The sequence below is a fragment of the Ruegeria sp. YKSD163 genome (assembly GCF_059612905.1).
On sequence record NZ_JBXWRM010000027.1, the window covers coordinates 1 to 19,870 of the forward strand.

22 protein-coding genes are annotated in these 19,870 nt (G+C 61.4%); 5 read left to right on the forward strand and 17 right to left on the reverse strand.

The features are described 5' to 3' along the window. The 11 genes from AC2FNA_RS21905 to AC2FNA_RS21955 all read right to left on the reverse strand — a co-directional run. The coding region (locus tag AC2FNA_RS21905; RefSeq protein WP_496830224.1) for a TrbI/VirB10 family protein at window positions 1-1,170 on the reverse strand (1,170 nt) is incomplete at its 3' end. Further along, window positions 1,167-1,880: a TrbG/VirB9 family P-type conjugative transfer protein gene (locus tag AC2FNA_RS21910; protein ID WP_496830226.1), complete on the reverse strand. Its 714-nt coding sequence runs from the start codon at window positions 1,878-1,880 to the stop codon at window positions 1,167-1,169. The genes AC2FNA_RS21910 and AC2FNA_RS21905, both read right to left, overlap by 4 nt. Further along, window positions 1,877-2,524: a VirB8 family type IV secretion system protein gene (locus tag AC2FNA_RS21915; RefSeq protein ID WP_496830306.1), complete on the reverse strand. Its 648-nt coding sequence runs from the start codon at window positions 2,522-2,524 to the stop codon at window positions 1,877-1,879. Before AC2FNA_RS21915 ends, AC2FNA_RS21910 begins: the two co-directional genes overlap by 4 nt. A 26-nt stretch (window positions 2,525-2,550) precedes the next feature. Then, window positions 2,551-3,348: a type IV secretion system protein gene (locus AC2FNA_RS21920; protein ID WP_496830228.1), complete on the reverse strand. Its 798-nt coding sequence runs from the start codon at window positions 3,346-3,348 to the stop codon at window positions 2,551-2,553. Continuing rightward, a complete protein-coding gene (locus AC2FNA_RS21925; RefSeq protein WP_496830230.1) occupies window positions 3,345-4,511 on the reverse strand; it encodes a lytic transglycosylase domain-containing protein in 1,167 nt (388 codons plus the stop codon). The genes AC2FNA_RS21920 and AC2FNA_RS21925 overlap by 4 nt, the downstream gene beginning before the upstream one ends. Before the next feature lie 4 nt (window positions 4,512-4,515). After that, window positions 4,516-4,731: a hypothetical protein gene (locus tag AC2FNA_RS21930; RefSeq protein ID WP_496830232.1), complete on the reverse strand. Its 216-nt coding sequence runs from the start codon at window positions 4,729-4,731 to the stop codon at window positions 4,516-4,518. Next, window positions 4,728-7,124 carry a VirB4 family type IV secretion/conjugal transfer ATPase gene (locus AC2FNA_RS21935; protein ID WP_496830234.1) on the reverse strand — a complete coding sequence of 799 codons (2,397 nt, stop codon included), beginning with the start codon at window positions 7,122-7,124 and terminating at the stop codon, window positions 4,728-4,730. The genes AC2FNA_RS21930 and AC2FNA_RS21935 overlap by 4 nt, the downstream gene beginning before the upstream one ends. After that, on the reverse strand, window positions 7,114-7,392 hold the full coding sequence (locus AC2FNA_RS21940) for a VirB3 family type IV secretion system protein (RefSeq protein WP_496830236.1): 279 nt from the start codon (window positions 7,390-7,392) through the stop codon (window positions 7,114-7,116). Before AC2FNA_RS21940 ends, AC2FNA_RS21935 begins: the two co-directional genes overlap by 11 nt. A gap of 9 nt (window positions 7,393-7,401) precedes the next feature. Beyond that, window positions 7,402-7,692, reverse strand: coding sequence for a TrbC/VirB2 family protein (locus AC2FNA_RS21945; protein WP_100196091.1), 291 nt, complete (start codon window positions 7,690-7,692; stop codon window positions 7,402-7,404). Continuing rightward, window positions 7,689-8,456, reverse strand: coding sequence for a lytic transglycosylase domain-containing protein (locus AC2FNA_RS21950; protein ID WP_496830239.1), 768 nt, complete (start codon window positions 8,454-8,456; stop codon window positions 7,689-7,691). The genes AC2FNA_RS21945 and AC2FNA_RS21950 overlap by 4 nt, the downstream gene beginning before the upstream one ends. Beyond that, complete coding sequence (locus tag AC2FNA_RS21955; protein WP_047997718.1) at window positions 8,395-8,754, reverse strand: hypothetical protein; 360 nt, start codon at window positions 8,752-8,754, stop codon at window positions 8,395-8,397. The genes AC2FNA_RS21950 and AC2FNA_RS21955 overlap by 62 nt, the downstream gene beginning before the upstream one ends. Before the next feature lie 311 nt (window positions 8,755-9,065). Between AC2FNA_RS21955 and AC2FNA_RS21960 the strand changes: the two genes are divergently transcribed. The 3 genes from AC2FNA_RS21960 (at window position 9,066) to AC2FNA_RS21970 (ending at window position 13,276) form a co-directional block, all read left to right on the forward strand. Beyond that, window positions 9,066-9,224 (forward strand): hypothetical protein, encoded by a 159-nt coding sequence (locus AC2FNA_RS21960; protein WP_496830241.1) that lies wholly within the window; start codon window positions 9,066-9,068, stop codon window positions 9,222-9,224. 179 nt (window positions 9,225-9,403) lie between these two features. Next, the gene (locus AC2FNA_RS21965) at window positions 9,404-10,405 is read left to right on the forward strand and encodes a DUF4236 domain-containing protein (RefSeq protein ID WP_496830243.1); all 1,002 of its coding nucleotides are present in this window, start codon (window positions 9,404-9,406) and stop codon (window positions 10,403-10,405) included. Between the two features lie 237 nt (window positions 10,406-10,642). Continuing rightward, window positions 10,643-13,276 carry an AAA family ATPase gene (locus tag AC2FNA_RS21970; RefSeq protein ID WP_496830245.1) on the forward strand — a complete coding sequence of 878 codons (2,634 nt, stop codon included), beginning with the start codon at window positions 10,643-10,645 and terminating at the stop codon, window positions 13,274-13,276. A gap of 50 nt (window positions 13,277-13,326) precedes the next feature. Here AC2FNA_RS21970 and AC2FNA_RS21975 read toward each other — a convergent pair whose 3' ends face one another. From AC2FNA_RS21975 to AC2FNA_RS21985, 3 genes are read right to left on the reverse strand one after another with little or no spacing between them, the layout of a single operon-like run. Then, complete coding sequence (locus tag AC2FNA_RS21975; protein WP_496830247.1) at window positions 13,327-14,403, reverse strand: beta family protein; 1,077 nt, start codon at window positions 14,401-14,403, stop codon at window positions 13,327-13,329. Between the two features lie 11 nt (window positions 14,404-14,414). Then, window positions 14,415-14,978, reverse strand: coding sequence for an ImmA/IrrE family metallo-endopeptidase (locus AC2FNA_RS21980; protein WP_245904425.1), 564 nt, complete (start codon window positions 14,976-14,978; stop codon window positions 14,415-14,417). Further along, complete coding sequence (locus AC2FNA_RS21985) at window positions 14,941-15,324, reverse strand: hypothetical protein (protein ID WP_496830249.1); 384 nt, start codon at window positions 15,322-15,324, stop codon at window positions 14,941-14,943. The genes AC2FNA_RS21980 and AC2FNA_RS21985 overlap by 38 nt, the downstream gene beginning before the upstream one ends. A 584-nt stretch (window positions 15,325-15,908) precedes the next feature. Between AC2FNA_RS21985 and AC2FNA_RS21990 the strand changes: the two genes are divergently transcribed. Together AC2FNA_RS21990 and AC2FNA_RS21995 are read left to right on the forward strand one after the other, a co-directional pair. Then, entirely contained in the window at window positions 15,909-16,301 is a 393-nt protein-coding gene (locus AC2FNA_RS21990; protein WP_496830251.1) for a hypothetical protein, read from the forward strand. Between the two features lie 241 nt (window positions 16,302-16,542). Then, window positions 16,543-17,385: a hypothetical protein gene (locus AC2FNA_RS21995; RefSeq protein WP_496830253.1), complete on the forward strand. Its 843-nt coding sequence runs from the start codon at window positions 16,543-16,545 to the stop codon at window positions 17,383-17,385. 67 nt (window positions 17,386-17,452) lie between these two features. Here the strand turns inward: AC2FNA_RS21995 and AC2FNA_RS22000 are convergent, their stop codons facing one another. From AC2FNA_RS22000 to AC2FNA_RS22010, 3 genes are all read right to left on the reverse strand, one after another. Beyond that, window positions 17,453-18,022 (reverse strand): PIN domain-containing protein, encoded by a 570-nt coding sequence (locus AC2FNA_RS22000; RefSeq protein WP_496830255.1) that lies wholly within the window; start codon window positions 18,020-18,022, stop codon window positions 17,453-17,455. Beyond that, entirely contained in the window at window positions 18,019-18,483 is a 465-nt protein-coding gene (locus tag AC2FNA_RS22005) for a helix-turn-helix domain-containing protein (protein ID WP_496830257.1), read from the reverse strand. Before AC2FNA_RS22005 ends, AC2FNA_RS22000 begins: the two co-directional genes overlap by 4 nt. Window positions 18,484-18,639: 156 nt before the next feature. Further along, entirely contained in the window at window positions 18,640-19,707 is a 1,068-nt protein-coding gene (locus tag AC2FNA_RS22010; protein ID WP_496830259.1) for a hypothetical protein, read from the reverse strand. Window positions 19,708-19,870: the final 163 nt, after the last annotated feature.

Sequence of the window (19,870 nt, forward strand, 5' to 3'; positions counted from 1 at the left end):
ATCCTCGATCTGTCCAGCGGCGGCTGCGGGCAAGGCCCCGATCAGCGAGATCAGCGCGGCCGAGCCGAAGCGCTGCGCGAAGCGGGTATCGACAAAGCCGGTGGTGCCGGTGCGACCGAGCTCATCCCCACCGAAGGCGCTGATTTCCACGGTCTGGTTGTCAGGCAGGATGATGCGGTCCCAGGCTACCATGACCCGCGACTGCGCGAGCGCCACATCGGAACGGTACCGCCCCACGAGACGCGCGCCACGCGGGATCAGGACCCGCGTGCCGTCGAAGGAATGAACGTCCTCGGAGACGATGGCGCGGATCGCGCCGGGCAGTGTGCTGTCCAGCGCCGTCTCGGTCACGGCCTGGATCATCGTGCCCTGCACGACGGTGTTGCCGGGGTTCACGATCACTTCGGCCCGCGTCACTGGGGCGGGCATTGCGCCTGCCCGCACGAAGGCTTCGTCCTCATTCAAGCGCGCTGCCTCGAGGCTGTTCTCTCGGTCGGTCCCCGCCCCCATCCCAGAAAACGCGATCATGGGCGAGGCGATGCGTTCGGCGCGCGCCTCGGCTTCAGCGATCCTGCGGCGTTCAAGCTCGGCCAGCCGCAGATCCTCCTCGTTCGGTCCGAGGTCCGTGGGCGCAGGCGGGGTCAGCCGTGCAACTTCAAGATCCATGCGCAGCTGGTCGAGTTCCCGGTCGCGTTCGGTCAATTGCCGCTCGAGCGCGCGCTGCGCCTCGGTCGAGGCCTCCTGCAGCGCCGCGATCTGCGCCGTGAGGTCTGCGATGGCTTGTTCTGCCCCGCTGTCCGATGCCTCGACGGGCCGCGCGCGCAGGTCTTCGAGTTCAGCACGCAACGTGGCAAGGCTCTCCATTAGCGCCAGTTCCGACGCGGAGGGGCCGATCTCGACCGGTGGCGGCGGCGCAGGCTCGGCGATAGGCATGGGGGCCAGGTCGCCGAAGCCCGATCCCGCGGTCTGGAATTCTTCGGGAGCTGCGGTCGGCAGGGGCGCTTCCGGTGACGGCTGAAGGGCGGCCCAGGCAAGCCCCCCCACGGCCACAATCCCGGCCACGCCAAGAATCGCCGTTAGCGGGGATGGACGTGTGACCGCCCGCTTCTTGTCGCCCGTCGCCTCAAGGGCTGCAAGGCGCGCGGCAAGGTCTTCGGTGTCCTGGCTCATGATGTGGGCCCACCCATATCCTGAACACAGACCTCGTCTTCGCCGAGGCGCAGCACCCATTGCCGGTTCACGCCCGAGACGCGGATGACGCCGTCCTCGAGTGCCGTGCTGTTCACCGCCCGCTCGCCACCATTCGCATAGCGGAAGATCGCCGGGACCGGCGCGTTCCGCGCGAAACGGAAATACGTGAAGGTGCCGTCATCCCAGATGGCTGTCGGTGTGAACTCCTCGCTTGCGCTGACGGCGTAGTTCGCATTCGGCGCCTCTGCCGCGACCGCCCGGGCCGGTTGAACGCGGCTCTCGGGATAGCGGAACTGAACCACGTAATGCGGGGTCTCGCGCGCCTCGACCACGTGGAAGTAGTAGGAGCGGCGGTTCGTGTAGACGGTGATGTTGGTGGCGACACCAGAGGCGGCAGGCTTGATCGCGAAGGCGCGCCCGCCCGGAACGCCATCGAACTGGAAGCCCACCGTATCGCCCGCGATGATCGAGCGGATCGTCTCGCCCTCGCCGAATTCGACGGTGGTGACGCGGGTCAGGGTGGTGACAACGCGGTAGACCTGCCCCTCGGTCCAGGTCGCGATCCGGACGCGGTTGTCATGGGGTCCGGGGCGCGGCGTGGTCTCGGCAAAGGCTGCGGGTGCGGAAAGCACCAGGGCGCTGGCGATCAGCAGCGCGTGAACGGATGTGAGAACTGGAACAGAGGTCATTCGGAACGGTCCGATCGGATGGCATATTGGGTGACGGTGAAGCCGAAGGGGTTTTGCCAGACATCGTCGATCGAGCGGGTCCGTTCGGGTTGAAAGGCGAACATCAATGTTGCGGTGAAGGATCCGTCCTGTGCCCCTTGCGGGCTGGTCAGGCGCTTTCTGAGACGCACCTGCGCGCGGTTCTCGCCAATCAGCGTGATCGAGGCGATCTCGACGGCCATCTCGGCCGCGGGGCCATAGCGGGTCGGCGGATAGCTTTCCTGCCCAGAGGTCCACATGGCGCGCATGCTGGCCTCGGCCGCCCCGGTGGATTGCGCCAGCACCCGGCGCACGCGCAGATCGTTGTCGAGCTGGTTGTAGGCCTCGCGGTCGAGGATGTAGCGATAGATCTGCGCCTCGATGATGGCGGGTCGCTCAGCAAGCCGCACCGTCTCGACCGTGGCATTGGGCAAGGCCAGACCAGTCGCGGGATCATAGGGGACGACGACCGGCGGCGGTGTCTCGACCATCAGGGCAACGGCTGCAGCGGCAAGGCAGCCGAAGACCCCAAAGCCCGCCCCGCCAAGACCGATCATCCGCCAGAGCTGCTCCCGGCGCAGTGCGCCGTGGATCAGTTCCTCCTCAACGAGTTCGCGCGCGCTCATGCCCGCCGTCATGTCGGGACCCTTGCTCATGGCCGCAAGCTCGGCAGGGTGAAGTCCATGTAGCGGCGTTCTTCGGCGATGGTCGCGGCATCGACGACACCGGCGTTGCCAGCGCCAAGGGTCTGGATCGCTTCCAGCTCCCACATGCGCGTCATGGCGATGGCGAGTTCCGCCGTGACGCGGGTGTTGTGGTCCATCGATGCCTTCAGGTCTTCCATGTCCGGGATCAGGGAGACGAGTTGCTCGACGCGCTCCAGCGATTGGGCCGCCTCAGCGTGGCTGTTCTGTGCGGCGGCCGACATCACGGCGCCGGTCGTGGCGCGGGTCGCAACACCTTCCGCGCCTGGATTGCCGCTGGTGGCGATCTCGCGCAGCGTGTCCTCGTCGAAGCCCGCACTGGCCAGCGCCTGTTCCATCTGGGTGCGCAGGGGTCCTGCGTTGGGTCCGATCAAGCTCGACCAATCGCCTGTCTGAATGCCCCGGATCAGGCCCGGAATATCTTCGAAGTTCGCCTGGAGGAGTCCGTCGAGATCTCCGCCCATCGCGAGGCCAAGGATACTGCGCGGCCCGGTGAGCGAGGCATACATCTCCTCGAGCTGATCGAACTGCTGCTGCAGGAGGTCCAGCTGCGCCAGCGCATTGTCCAGAAGATCAGTCTGGATTCCAAAATCCTGCAGCATCTGTTGAAGCTGACGGATTTCCTGGGCGATGTTCTGGGTGTCGACCGTGGGCACGCCCTGTGCAGTGACGGGCCCCGCGAGGGCGGTGGTCAGCGCGAGGGTCGCGGCGGTGGTAGTGAGGGAACGGTACAAGCGCCGGATCATCGCAAATTCTCCTGAGTGAAATCCATGAACTGCCGCTCCGCGGCCTGGGCCGCCGCCATGGCGAGTTGTTCCTCGCTCAGCGGTTGGGTGTGGGCGGCCTTGATCCGGGTGCGTATCGCGACCAGGCGGGCCAGTTCGGCGCGCGCATAGGTGTTGAGCGCGATGGCCTCGTGCAGGTCTTCGGTTTCGCCGATGCGGGTGATGATATCCTGCACCCGCAAGGCAGCTGCGCGGACCGAGACCAGCGAGTAATCCCCGTAGACCCCCGCCCCATGGGCCGAGAGGCTGAAGCTCGCGTTCGCCAGAAGGACCGGGTCGATCGTGCCGAGCGCATCGATACCGCCCACGGCGGCGAGATAGCTGTTGTACTGCTGCGGGATCACCACGACGTAGTGCTGCGTCTCCGCAAAGGGTGGGACGCCGCCGTAATTCTGCACGTTGCCCGGGCCCGCGTTATAGGCCGCGAGCGCGTGGATGATGTTGCCATCGAACATGTTCAGCATCTGCGCGAGGTAACGCGCGCCCCCCGTGACCTGCAGCCAGGGATCGTCGTAATAGGCCGGATAGATTCCGAGATCGCCCGCCGTGCCGGGCATGATCTGGGTGAGGCCGAAGGCTCCCACGGGGGAGCGGGCTCCGATCTGGAACCGGCTTTCCTGCCAGATCAGCGCCTGCAGAAGGCAGCGCCACTGCACGAGCGAAAGGCCCGCACGGCTCACGCCTGGCAGCCCGTGCGTGTCACGTGCCGCGCGGATGATCAGTTCCTCAATCCCTTCCCGGGCATCGCCGAACATCCGGGCTGCAGCCGGATTGTTGTCCTCGGGCGCGTAGAGGCTGGCGGCTGCGCTTTCGACGTCACCAACCACCCCTTGCCCTGCCTCAAGCCCGACCACGGTACCAGCCACATCGCCCGAGCCGAGGGACATGGCATCCATCAGCCCCTCTAGCGAGGCGAGTTGCTGGCGCTCGATCTCGGCCAGTTCCTCCTCCCGGCTGAGCCGGTCTTGCTGCAGCGCCAGGTCGCGATCGGTCTGCTGAACGATCGCCTGCCGCTCTGCGAAGAGGCGCAGGTCGAAGGTCGGCACGCCCTGGGCAACCGCTGGCCCCGCCATGGGACCTGCCAGCGCAAGGCTGACCATCGAGAGGGGGAGCCAGGTCCGCATCGGCTTAGCCGCCCGCCCCCAGCATCACGAAATCGCACGCCGTGTCGCGCCGCGTGACGGCGGCCCCCATGGTCGAGATCGTGGTCGTCGCGGTTGCACCTCGTGCGGGCGCATCGCGGAAGTTGAAGCAATTGGCCTCTGCGGGGTTATGCTGCGCGCAGGCTGTCAGGCTCAGGCCAAGGCCAAGCAGCACGGCGCTGCGGATCATGGTAAGGGTCATGTCACTCTCCAGAAATCTTGTCGTTCGCGGTAATCAGGGCCGACGAGGGCCTCGCCCTTCTCCATGCCGCCCAGGATGGTCACGAGCGGGCCGAGGGCGCTCAGATCGGCGTCGATCACGACGGAACCCCGGTCATCGCGCACGAGCGCGAGCCGCGAGGCGGACCCGACGCCCAGAAGCACATCGAGTTCTTTCTCGCTGAGGCCGAGCATCGCGTAGTCAGCGGCGGAGGCGCGGATGTTGGGCAGGAGCACCTGGGTCGGCACTGCTTCCACGATGGTCTTGCCGGTCCGCGTGCGATCGAGCTGGCTCGCATACTGCGTCATCATCACGACGACGGCGTTCTGTTTGCGCGCGGTCACCAACCAGTTCGAGAGCCGCTCCGCGAAATACGCGTTGTCGAGGGCCTTCCAGGCCTCGTCGATCACGATGATCGTGGGCTTGCGGTCCTCGATCACGCGCTCGACCCGTCGGAACAGGTACGACAGGACCGCCATGCGTTCCCGCTCACTCTCGGAATCGAGAATGCCGGTCAGATCGAAGCCCGCGACATCAGCGTCGGTGCTGCCTCCGATCTGGAACGTGTCGTCTGTGTTCGCCCCGAAAATCCAGCCGTAGCGGCCCTCGGCCGTCCATTCCTGCATCCGCTCAAACAGATCGCCCTCGTCATCGGTCGAGACGAGGAGCGAGGCGAAGTCCGACCAGTTGCGCAAACCCGCGTTCCCCGCACTGGCGTTCTGGCGCACGACCTCCTGCAGGCGGTTGGTCTGTACCGGGGTCAACGGCCGATCGCGGCGCTCGAGGAGGCTTGCAAGCCAGTCGGCAAGCCAGGCCTGACCGCGCGGGTCGATCTCGGTCTGCAGTGGGTTCAGGCCCGTGGGCCGTCCCGCCCGCACGGTCGAATAGCTACCACCAAGCGCGCGGACGGCCATTTCCATGCCAGCGCGATAGTCGAAGACGAAGAGCCGCGCGCCTGCCCGCCGAGCCATGGTCATCAGGAAAGCCGCCAGCACCGATTTGCCTGAACCCGGGCGGCCGAGGATCAGCGTGTGCCCGCCAGTAGGCTCGCGGTCCGGTGCGCCCTGTTCGTGGAAGTTGAAGCGGAACCCGCTGCGCTCAGGCGTCGGGAAAAGCGTGATCGGCACGCCCCAGGGCACTTCCCGGCCAGTCTTGCCAAGCGGGGTGCGGTGGAAGGTGGCGAGATCGGCGAAGTTGTGGTTCGTGATCGCGGCCTTGCGGCTGCGCGCTCCGGTATTCCCCGGATGCTGCGCCATGAAATGCGCCCGCGCCCCGAAGGCTTCCGAGATCAGGTTGATGCCAGAGGTCGCGGAGATGTTGCGGATTTCGGCCGCGATGTCGTCGAGCGCGGTTTGGGATCGCGCATAGACAGCCACAGTCATGTGGTGCTCGCCGAAGATCAGGCGTTTGGATTCCAGATCGTCCTGGGCGAGTTCCAGTTCCTGCGCGAGGCTGACCGCCCCGTCATTGGCGGCCTGCATTAGGCGCAGCTGCCGCTTGATGCGACCCGCCATCATGTTGGCGTTGATCGGCACGAAGGAATGCGTGACCACCATGTCGACAGGCAGGTTCAGCTCGTCGAGCATAAGACTGTCGGTCTTGGCAGGGTAGTTCTTCACCGCAAAGATCGCCCCTAGCTTGTTGCCGACAGCACCATCGGACAGCGCAATGGTCGTGCCGCAGAAGGTGACGCGGGTATTGGCGACATCCTCGGCGATCACGCCGAGGCGCGACCGCGGGAAGAGCGGGTGCTCCTCACCGGTGTTCAGAGATCCGAGGAAGCCCAGAAGTTCGCCACTGCTGGCGGCAAGCAGCCGGGGTTTCAGTTCATCGAAGGACGACAGCAGAAACCCCACGACCTCGTCGAGCTTGCGCAGACGCCGTGTCGTGTCGGCAGCATTCCAGGCACGGGACGCCCCCAGACCGAAGGGCAGACGGCTGCCTGTCTCGGGGCGCTTCAGCACGGTCAGGGTCAGGGTCTTGTCGCGCAGGCCCGACCCGCCCAGATGCGAGCGCCAGCGCTGGTCCACCGCGGCAGCGAACCCATCGCCCGAGATGGGCGGCAGGGTCACATCGACCGCTTTTGAGACCTTGTGCAGGTAGAAGGAAAACTCGGTCCCCACCTGCGCAACGATGCCTGCCAGGAGCCCGCCGATCCGGTCGAGATGCGCATCCTCGCTCGTGGTGCTGTTCACCCCTTCAAGCCGGATGCATTGCATCAACTCGTTGCCCCGCGTCCGGATCGTCCGGTCGGTGACGAGGCTCACATAGGGCAGCATCGACGAGAGCCGCTTCTCGCCCTTGACCCATGCGGGCAGCGCGGTCAGCGGATCGAGGGCGTCTGCGACGCCATCGGCAATTCCATCACGGGGCATAGCTGTCGCCTCCGTGCAGTTTGCGGTTCGCCGTGGGCGGGGTTTCCTGCAAGGTGATCACCAGGACGTCGAGGAAGTTCGGATCCCAGTCCGCGGCCTTCCAGAGCGTCGGCCAGGCCAGCCCCGCGAACACAGCCACCACCCAGCTCTGCACCCAGAGAAACAGAAGCGTCGAGCCGAAGAGCCAGACCATGGCGTACATGATCGGCAAGCCCATCAGCTTGGGCGGCCTGAGAAGGCCGATGAACACGCGGGACTGGTCGGACATGGGTGCTTCTCAGGTCGTCCAGATTGCTGCGACGATGGTGGGCGCCGCGGCGATGCCCGCGATCGCAACCACGACCCAGAGCGCTTGGCGGAAATCGAGGATGCCGAAGAGCCAGGAGAGGAAGACGCCGATCAGCGCGAGCGTGCCGATCACGATGCCCAAGGGGCCAGTGATCGCATCGACGATGCCTTGCAGCAGGGTCTGTACGGGCGAGAGGTCGATGCTTTGCGCAAGCGCCGGTCCTGCCAGGACGATGAGGGCCATCGCGCCGAGCGCGACAATGGAAGGTTTGGACGTCACGAAAGGTCTCCTCTCAGCCGCTGGAACACGGCTGTCACACGGGCCACATGGCCTTGGGTTTCTCGAAAGGGGGGAATGCCACCATGGCGGGTGACCGCATGGGGACCGGCATTGTAGGCAGCGAGCGCCAGCGCGGGATCGCCGAACTGCTCGAGCATCATCAATAGGTAGCGCGCCGAGCCATCGAGGTTCTGGGCGATGTCATGGGGATCGACGCCGAGATCGTGCGCGGTGTCGGGCATCAGCTGGCCGAGCCCGATGGCCCCGACTGGGCTCCGCGCACGCGGGTTATAGGCGCTCTCGACCTCGATATTGGCGCGGTAGAACAGCGCCCAATCGGAGACCGACAGACCCGCCCGGCGCAAAGCGTCATGGCTGCCGTAACGCAGCGCTGCGGTCTCGATGGCGTGAAGGATTTCGGGGGAGGCGCGGACCGCGCGCGGGGCGACGGCTGCGGCAGCCGTCAAATCGCTCGGGGGAGCATCATCCCCACCGGACTGCGGTGCTGCAAAGAGAAAGAGGCGATCTGGAAGGGGCCCAGTCTGGGCATCGTCACCGGTGAACGAGCGCAGGCTGCTCGTGATCTCGGCCATGTCGATCAGTCGGCCATCGGGGCTGACCTGGAAGATGAAACCGTCGGCAAGGGCCGGGGGTGCTGAACAAACACCTGTACCCAATGCAACGACGAGCGCAAATGCGCGGTCAGTTGTCCTTGACCAGAACCGGGCCGGTTCGTGGCTCGGGCGTGCGCCCGGGTGCTGCATGGCGCTCGCGGGCGCCTTCGATGAGCGGGATGCTGGCGGTCGTGCAACCCATGTCGGCAAGGAAGCTGACAAGACCGACAATCGTCTTGAACTCGCGAACCTTGAGATAGCTACGGCTGGTGACGAGCATCTTGTCGTCACGCCCGTCCTCAGCAACGGCACGGATGACCCATGTGCCGTACCAACTGTTATGGCGTTTCTCAGCGCCATCCTTGCAGACCACCTCGATGAGGTAGTGTTCGGCCAGCAGGCCGCGCAATCCGTCTTCTGTAACCACATTCGGTGCTTCTTCTATCATGGCCTTCCCTTGGGTCCTTTCCTGCCTGAGGTGCAGTACCGGTCCCACGGGTTCGAAACACCGTGGGCGATACAAGACAACATAAACGTTAGCAAGACAATAATAACGACTTGACGAAGATCGCCTTGCTTCGATAAGAGTGATACCCGACAGATCGACAATCTTAAAGGCGGCAAAGGAGTTTTGCCCTGCACATAAACTGTGCGCGCAATGTAACCTTTATGCTGCTGGTCCTGGGCGTGGGAGCGGCCGGTCCAGCTGCTGCCTGCATTTCCCCTGAGCGACCGTTTCTTCCCCAGTCTCAAGAGGACATGCGCACCTACGCGGACCTCATCCGGGGGGATTTCGAGGCCTATATCGCCGATGTGCAGGAGTATTTCCGCTGCATTGACGAGGAGCGCGCTCGCGCCTTTATTGAGGCCGGAGAAGTGAGCGAGGAATACGGGCGGTTCATCGAAGTTGTCGAGTAGCCCCATTCCCGCAGGCACTGGGCGGCCTTGAGCCTGTGCCGATGATACATTGATGATTTTGTTGGAGCATGTTCGGCCTGGATCACGTCCAAGGCCGCACGCATCGGTTGCCTATGCGGCGGCCATGCGGTTCAATCAGAGTTCGTCTCCGGCCAATTTACCGAAAGGATCTACGCCCCGTGTCACTGCGTTTCTGGCAACGTATCCGTCTTGCGCCCGGGGTGACGCTGAACCTCTCGAAATCGACGGCATCTCTGTCGTTCGGTCCTCGTGGTGCCAAATACACCGTCAGCCCCCGTGGAAACCGCGCCACACTCGGGCTGCCGGGAACGGGCCTCTTCTACACCATCCAGGACCGCAAGGGCGCGCATGCAGCCACCCCAACGCGGGACAAGCTATCACTCGGGTTTTTCCGAAGGCTCGTGACTCCACCCGAGGAAAAGGCGCTCATAGACGGGCTGCGTGCGCTCAATGAGGGTGATGAGGATGCGGCACTCTCACAGCTGGAAGCCGCAAGCAATTTGTCCGACGCCGCCTGGATGGCCGGCATGATGCGCTTGAAGCGGGAGGCATTCGCGCAGGCGCGCGCGCATCTGGAAAGCGCGGTTGCGGCGGACGACAGGCTCGGCGCGCTGTTCAAGAAATATGATCTTTCGCCCCAAATCACCCTGCCGATCGCCAATGGCATTTATGCGCACATCTCCCCCACCGAGCGCGGCACACGGCTTGCGCTCGTGGAACTGTGCGAGGCGAGCGCGGACGCCGAAGGCGCGGCGCATCATCTCGAGAGGCTGCTGGTCATCGCGCCTGAGGATCCCGTAGTGCTCTTGTCCTTTGTCCAGATCGCGCTCGACACACCTCAAAACCAAAACCTGCTGGACCGGGTGATCACCCTGACCGTCGCAACCCAGAATGAGACGCCCATCGACACGGGCATTCTGCTCTACCGGGCTCGAGCGCTCGCCGCCCGTGGCCTGCCCGACGCAGCCATCGAGGTGCTGACCCGCGCTGGCCGCCGCCGCAAGGACCGCCCGAAGCGCCTGCTTCAGCAGATCCGGTATGATCGCGCGTTGCTTTATGAAGAGGTAGGTCGCAAGGCGCAGGCACGGCGCGAGTTCGAGAAACTGTATGCCGATGCGCCAGGATTTGAAGGATTGGCAGAAAGGCTGGGGTTGTGCTGAAGCCGTAGGTAGAACAGTGTTGCGAAGGGCGGATTGCCTACATTCGCCGGACTTGAAAGCTATCAAGCGCCTACCAGCGCAAGCTGGCATTCGCATCGTGGATGTATCGACATACAATGGCCTTAAGCGTCTTTGGCAATTCCAACTGCTAACAAAGGGATGAGCTTTCGCTATTGACCCAGCTTTGGAGCCCTTTGATGTTGAAGATTACATTTTGCTAGAAAGATTAATACGGTGATGTCGGACAGCGCGATCATAGGCAAAGGCGATGACACTGTCCCCAAACGTCTATTGGTTTGGTCGGAGAACCGTCCATTATGGCAACGCGATGCGCTGCGCCGCATTGTTCTGAACGGTTATCCGGATGAAGAGGCTTTCGAGGAGTTACTGGCGCTCTGCAAGAAAGAGCATGGCGATGCCACGGTGACGCTAGTGGCGAAGCCACTTTCGAAGGACCATCTGCCGATTGATCCTGGCGATGGCGAGTCGATTTCCTTGTCCAGCATCACAAATGTTTCCGGTGTAAACCAGCTCGCCACCGGCCAGACTCTGAATTTTGAGGAGTCGGGTATGACCATAGTTTACGGGCAGAACGGTACCGGAAAATCCGGCTATACGCGGATTCTCAAGAAGGCTTGCCGCTCACGGCATGCCGGCGAAATCATGCCCGATGTTTACAGCACTTCCCCGACGCGAACAGCAAAGGCCGATCTGAAAATCACCCGTACCGGCGGCGCATCAGAAACCGTCGCGTGGGAAGATGACGGCGGGTCCGCCGAGACGCTTTCCGCGATCACGGTCTTTGACCGTGACGCGGCTTCGGTACACGTTCAGAAGAAAAACGAGGTTTGGTTTCGTCCCTTCGGTCTTGATATTCCGGATGACCTCGCCGGTGTCTGTCAGGAAATCAAAACGCGCCTGACAAGCGAGAAAGAATCATTAGAGCAAAAGCGCAACTCCGTTTTTGCCAACCCGACCTGGTCTAGCCGCTCGGCGCTCGGCAAAGCCCTGTCTTCGCTTCAGCATGATACCGATATCGCGGCCATAACGCCCAAGACACCCTTTTCGGATGCGGACGAAGCGCGCCTGACCAAGCTGCAAGCTGATCTCGCCCAAGACCCCGCCGTCGCGGCAAAAGCGCAGCGTGACTACGCGAACCAGCTTGATCAACTGGCATCCTATTTGAAGCGAATTGAGCAGGCGCTGAATGACGAGGCCATTCAGGGGCTGTATGCTACGAAGAAGAGTGCTGATGACATGCGCACGGCCGCGAACACGGCCGCGCATGATGCGTTTTCCGGATTAGCGCTTGAGGGCGTTGGTGAAACCGTGTGGCGGACTCTCTGGGAATCCGCCAGATCATATTCGCAAGTGGCGAAGGAAGCTGGGGCGGTGTTTCCACCATCGCCAGGAGATATCTGCGTTCTGTGCCATCAGGAGATCGACGAGCCCACCGCCGCGCGGATGCTTGGCTTTGAGGACTTCATCAAGAAGGACACGGAAACCAAAGCGGCTGAGGCCGAGCGCACCTTCAAGGAAGCGGAGAAAGAATTCCGCGATGTCGCCGTCCACATCAACAAGGTCTCTGCGGCCTATCGGAACTTGAAGGCCGGTAACTTCACGCTCGCAAGACAAGTTCTGAGATTTATCGCGCTTGCGCGGCGTGTGCAGGTCCAGACGCTTGCGCAGCTCTCCGGCGAAGATGTGCCGAACCCGCTGGCTTTGCCTGAATCTGGCGCGGAGGCCGTAAACACCGAAGCCGCGCAGACACGCGCCTATGCGGCTTCTCTCGATGACGCATCCGGCGGCGAAGCGCGGGAAGCCGTGCTCAACGAACAGGCCGATTTGCAGGATCGGAAACAAAGTCGCGAGCTGCTGGATATCGTGAAAACAGAGATCGCGCGGCTCGCAGAGTTAAAGCGCACTGAAAACTGCTTGCGCGATACTGCCACCACGGCGATCACGCGGCTCGGAAACGAGATTGCCGATAACCTGATCACGCCACGCATGCGCGACCGGTTTCAACAAGAGATTGTCGCGCTGGCCGGTAATCGCGTGCGGGTCGAGGTCGTGCGTTCGGGGGGCAAGTTTGGTTCCCCCCAATACGAGGTGAAGCTCTACGCGAACCCAAAAGCCAAGGTGCATGATGTGCTGAGCGAGGGCGAGCAGACCTGTGTCGCGCTGGCCTCGTACCTTACCGAACTAGCCAACGCGTCACATACGTCGGCGCTGGTGTTCGACGATCCGGTTTCGTCACTGGATCATCGCTGGCGCTCTAAAGTCGCCAAGCGCCTGGCCAAGGAAGCCAGTGAGCGGCAGGTCATCGTGTTCACGCATGACATGATCTTCGTCAACGATCTGGCACAATTGGCCTCGAAGCGAAATACGCCGATAGCGCTTGCACATCTAACGCGGGGACAGGATGTCGTCGGCATCGTCAACAAGGACTTGCCATGGACAGCATCGAGCATTCGCGACCGGATCGACAAGCTCGAAAAGGAGGCGCGCGCCGCCAAGCGCCTGTTCGAGGCGCATGATGACGAAGGCTACAAAACGGAAGTGTCATCCCTTTACAGTCGCCTGCGGGCGACTTGGGAACGGGCGCTGGAGGACATCGTGTTTGCCAATGTCGTGATGCGTCACCGTGGTTATATCGACACCAAGAACCTGAAACGCGTGACAGCTCTGGAAGATGCCGATGTGCAAGGCTTCCAAAGCGGGTTCAAGAAATGCTGTGACTTCGTTGACGCGCACGATCCCTCCCGCGGGCATGATCCGGAGCCGCCAGAGCCGGTAGAGATCATGGCCGATATTCAGGCGCTGAAAGACTGGTCGGAAGCTTTACGGATTAAGATGAACGGGATCTCTTGAAACCATGACCTCATAAGGAGAGCCGGGAAACTTCCACTGGAGCGGAATTCCTAGTCTTCCCAATCTTCATCAAGGTTCATTCCGCCAATGTTACCGGTCCCATGGAATGCCTGTCGATGAAGGTGGATGTTCACCCGCGCTGCTACGTTTTTCTGTGGCGTATCGATGCCAATTTCTTCGTTGATGGTGGTCTGGTAGATCATCTCTTCACCCCAGACATTAAGGTCACCGACCCAGACGTCACTATTCTCGATCAGTTCTTGAGCGGCCGCTTCAAAGTCCCACTCTTCATCCTTGTTCCGGACGATGTACCAAGCGCCGTCCGTTGGGTAATCGATGCGGTCCAATGGGCGGCTTGCAAAACCACCCTCTTCGCGCGGGCGGGTGCTCCCCCAGTCACCATAGATTATACGCGCACGGTTGGACCTGCGCGAGATTTGGTCGATTAGCTGGCGGTTGCTGAATGGAACCGGCGTGATGCCGCTAAATGCAGAGAACATCTTCGGAATGGAAGTACACGAAAGTACCACAGGTACAGCCGCATCAATCTCTTGCAGGCTTTCGGCAATAACGCCCTCGAACCACACCGAAAGAGTCAATGGGTCCCGAGTCCAGCCTCCTTCTAAGATGATCGCGAAGTCGGCAGCGCCCCCAGCGGCGAAGGCCGCAACGATTTCTTGAATGTTGCTCGGAAACCGATCCCGCACGATTCTCATGCAATACGGACGGCCCAGCTCCTGGATAGCCTCGATTTGTCGTCTTAGGTCTGCTTCACCCTGTCCTCTGGACTGAATACAGGGCCATATACGTTCATGCCGCCCCACGAATTCGACCCAGTTCGCGTAGGCGTTGTCCGGCTCCATCAAGCGCGCCAGTTCCTGCTGCGGCCCGCTTTCAAGGTTCGTGAATTGGTAGTCGCGGTCAATATCTAGGAAATAGTTGCGATTAGGGAATGCCCGCTCAACACGGTCAATCGCCCGGTCCAAGGTGAGGGAGTTGGCCCAAGGGGCGAGCAGAATACAGGGCGACATCCTGTCTTTCGTAGCCCCTGGCAAGAACTCAAGCCCGTTCATTTCGCTGGCGCGGATAGCCAAAGTTGGAACGTAGCTCTTGTTCTCTAGGACCATGGTTCACTCACTCATGCTTCTGCGAAAGTCGATAGACGGATTTCCATTGCAGCTTTGGATACTTGGAACCGCGCTGCAAGGCTTTCTATCGTAGCCTCTGTGACTACGCCGTTGAACTCGTCGCGCAGTACTTGTTCGACAAGCGGCATGGGCATAACAATATCCGCTGCCAGACGATTGGCCTCATACTCAATACGCTCAGGCTCCCCAGAGCGATATAGGACGTTGTCCTTGATCCCTTCCGGCGAGCTGTCAATGACAGCCTTGTGCAGGAAGAAATGGGAAAGCTCGTGCGCGATCGTGAACCTTTGGCGCTCACGCGCCTCATGCCGGTTCACACGAATGGTGTAGTGATCGTCCTCCTTCATGATCTGACCAGAAATGCCGGTGCCCATGCTGGACACCTTGATGGAAACGCCCAGGTCTTTTGCAAGTTGCCCCAGCTTTACCGGATATTCAGTAAGATACCGGTCAAGGATTTCCTTGGCCGGCCCTTCAATTCGCTTGTACTCACGTGAAGTCATGGTTTCTCCCTCCCTAGCGGTTGCCCGTGTCGTCTGGATCAAAGTCTTCATCCAGTTCACCACGCGGCCCTTGTCCAAATGCGATTTCGTCAATGCGTGCCTTAATCGCTTCGTCCGACAGTTTCTCGTTTACTAGCTCGATCACCCTCTCACTGGCGACCTTCTGAGCTTCGTTCTTGATCCCGCCAAAAGTGAAGAAGGCAACAACGCCAATTCCGATAGCGACCGCAGCCAACACCGCCGTTACCGCTGTCATCATCGCAGATATAAATCCGAGATATGTGGGCAGTGCGATTGCGGGTTCTTGCATCGTGCCCGGCACTCCGTCGACTACGTCAACGACACCAAGCGACAAAAGGAGGTAGCAGAGAACCGCACCCCCGATGATGCAGGCCACGTAACTTACCACCCTCATAGTTTCGGTTTTACCTGTTCAAACATTGCACCCCGTAGTGTTCTTAATTTGTTCCTGTCAAGCGAAATATTCTTCAGTGTGACAGCTTCAAGCTGATTTGGCTAGAGTTCGGTAGCTTTAGTCTGATCCGACCCTAACAACGCCACCCACTAATGTCCGGTCTGAGCGGAACACGTCTGGAACCTCATCGCTTTGCTTCGGAACAGGTCAAATCTGCCGGCCCCATAACGTAACGATGAAATCGCCTTGCTATCGTTCGTGTTGTTTTGTATCGCGGCACCATTATAGTGGGAGTCGGCGTCATGAAGCACAGGGTCCGAAGCGCGGCAGCCGCCGCTGCTATCACCGTATCGAGCCTCATCGGTTCAGTCGAGCAGGCGCAAGCCTACCAGGTTGACTGCGCCATCTTGCTCTGCCTTGCCGGAGGCTGGCCAGCATCGGCGCCTTGCGCCCATGCTCGGGCCGTCTTCATTCGGCGGATTACACCGTGGCCGATCGAGCCGCCCCTACAGATCTGGCGATGCCCGATGGGAGTGTCGTTCAGCGCCCCTGTCCCGCTTTCGCCGATGGAACGGCTCTACGACATCGCTTTCCGAACTGAGCCTCAGATCAGCGTGCCGCAAGACCCGCCGCTCTTTTTGCCAGTGCAGGCAGAAGAACAGGCTGACATCGACATCTCAGGCGATGCCTTCGACTTCGTTCGCAGCATTCGCGTCTATCACATCCAGTTCAGCCAGCGCGAAAACCGGGATGGCGATTGCAACCGTTACGACAGCACCCGCCTCGGTTCATATGGGGTGCAAGGCGACTATCGTTGGACACGGTCGAGCGTAGCCGATGTCCCTGTAGCATCGCAACTTCCCGAGCCCGTTCACTGCAGATCGATCAGCTACCGTTCCGTCTTCGTGGACTGGCGAGACCACGAGGGAAACTACGGCTTCGAAGAGGTCCGCTACTGACCCTGCGCGGGGCGGCGTGGCGCCGGCCCGTATCCGATAAACCCTGCACCAGAGACCGTGCACCGACCCCAAAAAGGGAAACGACGCCAGACCGTGAAACCTGACGCCGCGCTAGAAAAAAACCCGTGAACAAGGTTCTTCTAGCGCACTGTCCGAACCTCTGCAACCAGCAAAGTTGTTTTGCTGGCAAAAGTGTTGTTACCTCACGGCATGGCCTCGGCTCTCTCAGGAGAAACCGACCATGGAACCCACAACCGGCCTGATCTTGCGACGGATCACACAGACAGTGCTTTCCGTATCCGCCCATAAGTTGGCAACGATCATCCTCGATGGCATCGCCTGGAAGGAAGGCTACAACGGCTTGTCACGCGGGACAGCCGCGTTCACCCTATCTGCGCTCGCAGAAAAAACGGGCGTTTCGCGCCAGTATCTGACCGTGCTCTTGACTGAACTCGAAGCCTCCCAGCTGCAACTCACCCGCCAAAAGCCCAATGGCAAGTATGCACCGTGGCTCTTTCGCTTCACAGCCTTTGATGAAGAAGGCGAGATCGAAGATGTCGCGTCAGGTAGAGACGACACATCACTATCTAGTAAAGATTATAACAAAACTGTATTCTCAGGACATATCAACATTAATGCAGTTTCGAACGTGTTCCAGACATGCTGGGCCGACTTGATCAAGGCTGCGAAGACCGTGCTTCCATGCTGGAATGTCGACACGCAAGTGATCTGGGATCGCTTCCTTGCGTTCAACCGCGCGCGCGGCAACGAGAAGGTTCCAGCGGGTTTTTTGCTCGGCTTCATGCGCAGATGGCGCACCGCGCCAGGCGCTACACCTCGACCAAGAGAAGTGCCCGAACCGCAGGTGATGCTCGATCCGAGAGAGCGCGAGTTACGCGATCAGATCAAGGCCGCGCCGAGCACAAACCGCCAATTTCATGCTTCCGACCTGTGTAGCAAGATCGGTATGGCCGCTTATGAGGCGCGGGTTCTCGAGGTCATCCGCCAGTTTGGATGCCAGCGGTTCACGGCCATGCTGGCTGTGCATGGTCGAGCTGTATTGGCTGGGGAGATTGCGCGATGACAATGGAGAGGTTAGCACCTGCAATGCCAAAACGAGTTGAGCACGCCAAGACCCGCGATGGCGCCAATCAGAGCAGATCGGCAAACTGCTCCAGGTCAGCAACAGTTGCGACCAGCCCTTGTTGCGTCAGGATCGACAGATATTCGTCAACGTTCTTGGGCGGGTTTTTGAGGCGGGCGCGAACTTTTCGCAGCGCGGAGCAGACCAGACCGGGCGCGAGAGAAAGCTGGTTCCGGAAAAAGTCGTCGGGGTGCTGAGTTTCGATGCCGAATGGTGCAAGTGCCTCTGGTGGGAAGTCCTTCAGGTTCTGCGTGACGATGGCGTCACAGCGCCCGACGATAGCGGCCGCCAGAACGTGCCGGTCGTCGGGATCCGGCAATATGAGGGCCGGCACCAAGGCCTCATAGCCGGTGACCAGACAATCGCGTGTGGCCCTGTCCATCAAGTCACGTGTTCGTTCCAGCGCCGCGCGGTCCCGATGAGGTTCATTGCGTAGAAGCGCGTCGATCCATTCCCGATGGATGTCCGCCGTCCACTTGGCCTTGAAAAGATCCGTGACCGCCAGTTGCATCAGCGCGTCCCGCATGGGCGCAGGGTAGAGGACATTCGCGTCGAAAAGGACCGTGTACTGGCTCATTTAGAGCCATAGCCCATGTCCTGGTCCTGTGCGTCGGCGGCCAGTTGATCAAGGACGGCTTCGCGCTCGTTGTCGATGGCTGCCTTGTACGACATGACGTCTTCCATGCGGATACGGCGATGCTTGCCGACCTTCCGATGCGGGATACTGCCATCCTCAAGCAATTTGATCAGGAACGGCCGAGAGACATTCAACACCTCTGCCGCCTGGACTGTCGAGAGTTCGGCGTTCTCGGGAATGATGGTGACGCCGCGACCGGCTGCCATCGCCTCAAGGATCTCCATGAGTAGCGCAACAGCGCCGGCGGGAAGTTCGATCGGTTCCATCTGCTCCGCGTCTGTAACGCGAAGCTTCAAGGGTCCTCGGGCTGCCGCAAAGCGCGACAAGGCCTGTCCAGAGACACGCGCGATCGCAGCGTCCTGCGGGGTCGGTGGAAGATGCCGGTGTGCCAACATGTTCATGGTGGTCTCCTCTCCGTTTTCTGCTGTCTACCACCATATATGAAATAAGTGCAACAAATGCATTAACTGCAAACGGTTTTCTTCGCATCCTACTGGCGCGAGGGTTATGGAGTACACCTCTGCCGTCAACAAGATCGGCGAAGTCTGCCGCATCCTTCAGTTCGTGGCACGCCACATCCGATAACGCCCCTGCCCCGTCACCTCGCGGATTAAACCACGCGCTTCCATCCAGGCGAGGTTGCGCTGGACGGCGGCGCGGCTGGCACCGGTCAGAGCTTCGGCCATCGGGGCGGATACAAGGGGCCATTCGGTCAACACGGCGCGCAAGGCGCGAGGAGTCTTTCCCGAAAGTGAGGTCATCTCGGCTTCCGCCCGCACTGACCACGCTTCAATATCGTCTAGGTGCCGCATCGCGGTCAGGCATGCTGTTTCCATCCCGTCGAGCCAGCGCGCCAGACGGTCAGCGGGTGAGCCGCCAGCACGCAGCCCACCTGCCCCGCCCATGGCCAGAGGTGCAAAGACGGCGCCCTTGCCCTCGCTGGCCGCGATCCGCGCCGCCGTAACCGCCGCCTCCATCCGGTCGCCGTGCTGCCCGAGGCCCGCGAGGCTCCAGAGGTGATAACCCGCGCAAGCACGGGCTATAGGGTGCAGCTCGGCGGCTTGTGCCATCAGATCAAGCCAACTGCCCGCGCGATCCGCGAAAGGTTCGGCCTCATCATCCAGGTTCTCGGGATCGCGGCGATCAAGGAAGGCAGACATGTCCACCTCTGGGCCTGGCCCTCCTGTCAGACGGCGCACCGCCCATCCGACCCGCGCGAGCGCCGTTGTGTCGTCGTGTACGCCACACAGTCGCATGGAGATCCAGAGTGCCAGCCGATCTGGGCCGATGCGGTCACCCGCGAACCAGCTCAGGTCTCCCGCCTCGATCAACGCAAGCCTGTGCCGCCATCCTTCCGGGCCGCGCTTCAAACGGTCGTCCAGCGCGCCGACGCGACCGGCCACACGAGCAAGACGCGCGGCATGAGCCGCCTCTGCTTTCCGCCAATCGTCGAGGACCTCGGCTTCATGCGGTTCGGCCCGTGGTCCGGGGGGTAGATAATCTGGCTCCTCTTCCATGGGACCGGGCAGGAACCAAAGATCGTCATCGGACGATTGCTCGACCTCCTGATTATCGAGGAAGAGAGCATCCGATTCATCATGCAAAGCAGGCGCTTGAGGTTTCATATGTGCAAAATACTGATATTTTGCACTTTACCCAAGGGTTTTATCATAGTGCGCTCACGCTCCTTATATAGCACGCGCGGGCGATGGTCGGCGAGGGCTCTCTGATCGCGCTCAGCCTATGGAAACCAAGGGCTTTCCGTTGAGCAATGCCACAGAGAGCGCC

What these genes read in the sequence shown, in the direction of transcription:
- AC2FNA_RS21910 (WP_496830226.1), bottom strand. Translation starts at nt 1,880, where the DNA reads ATGACCTCTGTTCCAGTTCTCACATCCGTTCACGCGCTGCTGATCGCC.
- AC2FNA_RS21915 (WP_496830306.1), bottom strand. Translation starts at nt 2,524, where the DNA reads ATGAGCGCGCGCGAACTCGTTGAGGAGGAACTGATCCACGGCGCACTG.
- AC2FNA_RS21920 (WP_496830228.1), bottom strand. Translation starts at nt 3,348, where the DNA reads ATGATCCGGCGCTTGTACCGTTCCCTCACTACCACCGCCGCGACCCTC.
- AC2FNA_RS21925 (WP_496830230.1), bottom strand. Translation starts at nt 4,511, where the DNA reads ATGCGGACCTGGCTCCCCCTCTCGATGGTCAGCCTTGCGCTGGCAGGT.
- AC2FNA_RS21930 (WP_496830232.1), bottom strand. Translation starts at nt 4,731, where the DNA reads ATGACCCTTACCATGATCCGCAGCGCCGTGCTGCTTGGCCTTGGCCTG.
- AC2FNA_RS21935 (WP_496830234.1), bottom strand. Translation starts at nt 7,124, where the DNA reads ATGCCCCGTGATGGAATTGCCGATGGCGTCGCAGACGCCCTCGATCCG.
- AC2FNA_RS21940 (WP_496830236.1), bottom strand. Translation starts at nt 7,392, where the DNA reads ATGTCCGACCAGTCCCGCGTGTTCATCGGCCTTCTCAGGCCGCCCAAG.
- AC2FNA_RS21950 (WP_496830239.1), bottom strand. Translation starts at nt 8,456, where the DNA reads ATGCAGCACCCGGGCGCACGCCCGAGCCACGAACCGGCCCGGTTCTGG.
- AC2FNA_RS21955 (WP_047997718.1), bottom strand. Translation starts at nt 8,754, where the DNA reads ATGATAGAAGAAGCACCGAATGTGGTTACAGAAGACGGATTGCGCGGC.
- AC2FNA_RS21960 (WP_496830241.1), top strand. Translation starts at nt 9,066, where the DNA reads ATGCGCACCTACGCGGACCTCATCCGGGGGGATTTCGAGGCCTATATC.
- AC2FNA_RS21970 (WP_496830245.1), top strand. Translation starts at nt 10,643, where the DNA reads ATGTCGGACAGCGCGATCATAGGCAAAGGCGATGACACTGTCCCCAAA.
- AC2FNA_RS21975 (WP_496830247.1), bottom strand. Translation starts at nt 14,403, where the DNA reads ATGGTCCTAGAGAACAAGAGCTACGTTCCAACTTTGGCTATCCGCGCC.
- AC2FNA_RS21980 (WP_245904425.1), bottom strand. Translation starts at nt 14,978, where the DNA reads ATGAAGACTTTGATCCAGACGACACGGGCAACCGCTAGGGAGGGAGAA.
- AC2FNA_RS21990 (WP_496830251.1), top strand. Translation starts at nt 15,909, where the DNA reads ATGGAACGGCTCTACGACATCGCTTTCCGAACTGAGCCTCAGATCAGC.
- AC2FNA_RS21995 (WP_496830253.1), top strand. Translation starts at nt 16,543, where the DNA reads ATGGAACCCACAACCGGCCTGATCTTGCGACGGATCACACAGACAGTG.
- AC2FNA_RS22000 (WP_496830255.1), bottom strand. Translation starts at nt 18,022, where the DNA reads ATGAGCCAGTACACGGTCCTTTTCGACGCGAATGTCCTCTACCCTGCG.
- AC2FNA_RS22005 (WP_496830257.1), bottom strand. Translation starts at nt 18,483, where the DNA reads ATGAACATGTTGGCACACCGGCATCTTCCACCGACCCCGCAGGACGCT.
- AC2FNA_RS22010 (WP_496830259.1), bottom strand. Translation starts at nt 19,707, where the DNA reads ATGAAACCTCAAGCGCCTGCTTTGCATGATGAATCGGATGCTCTCTTC.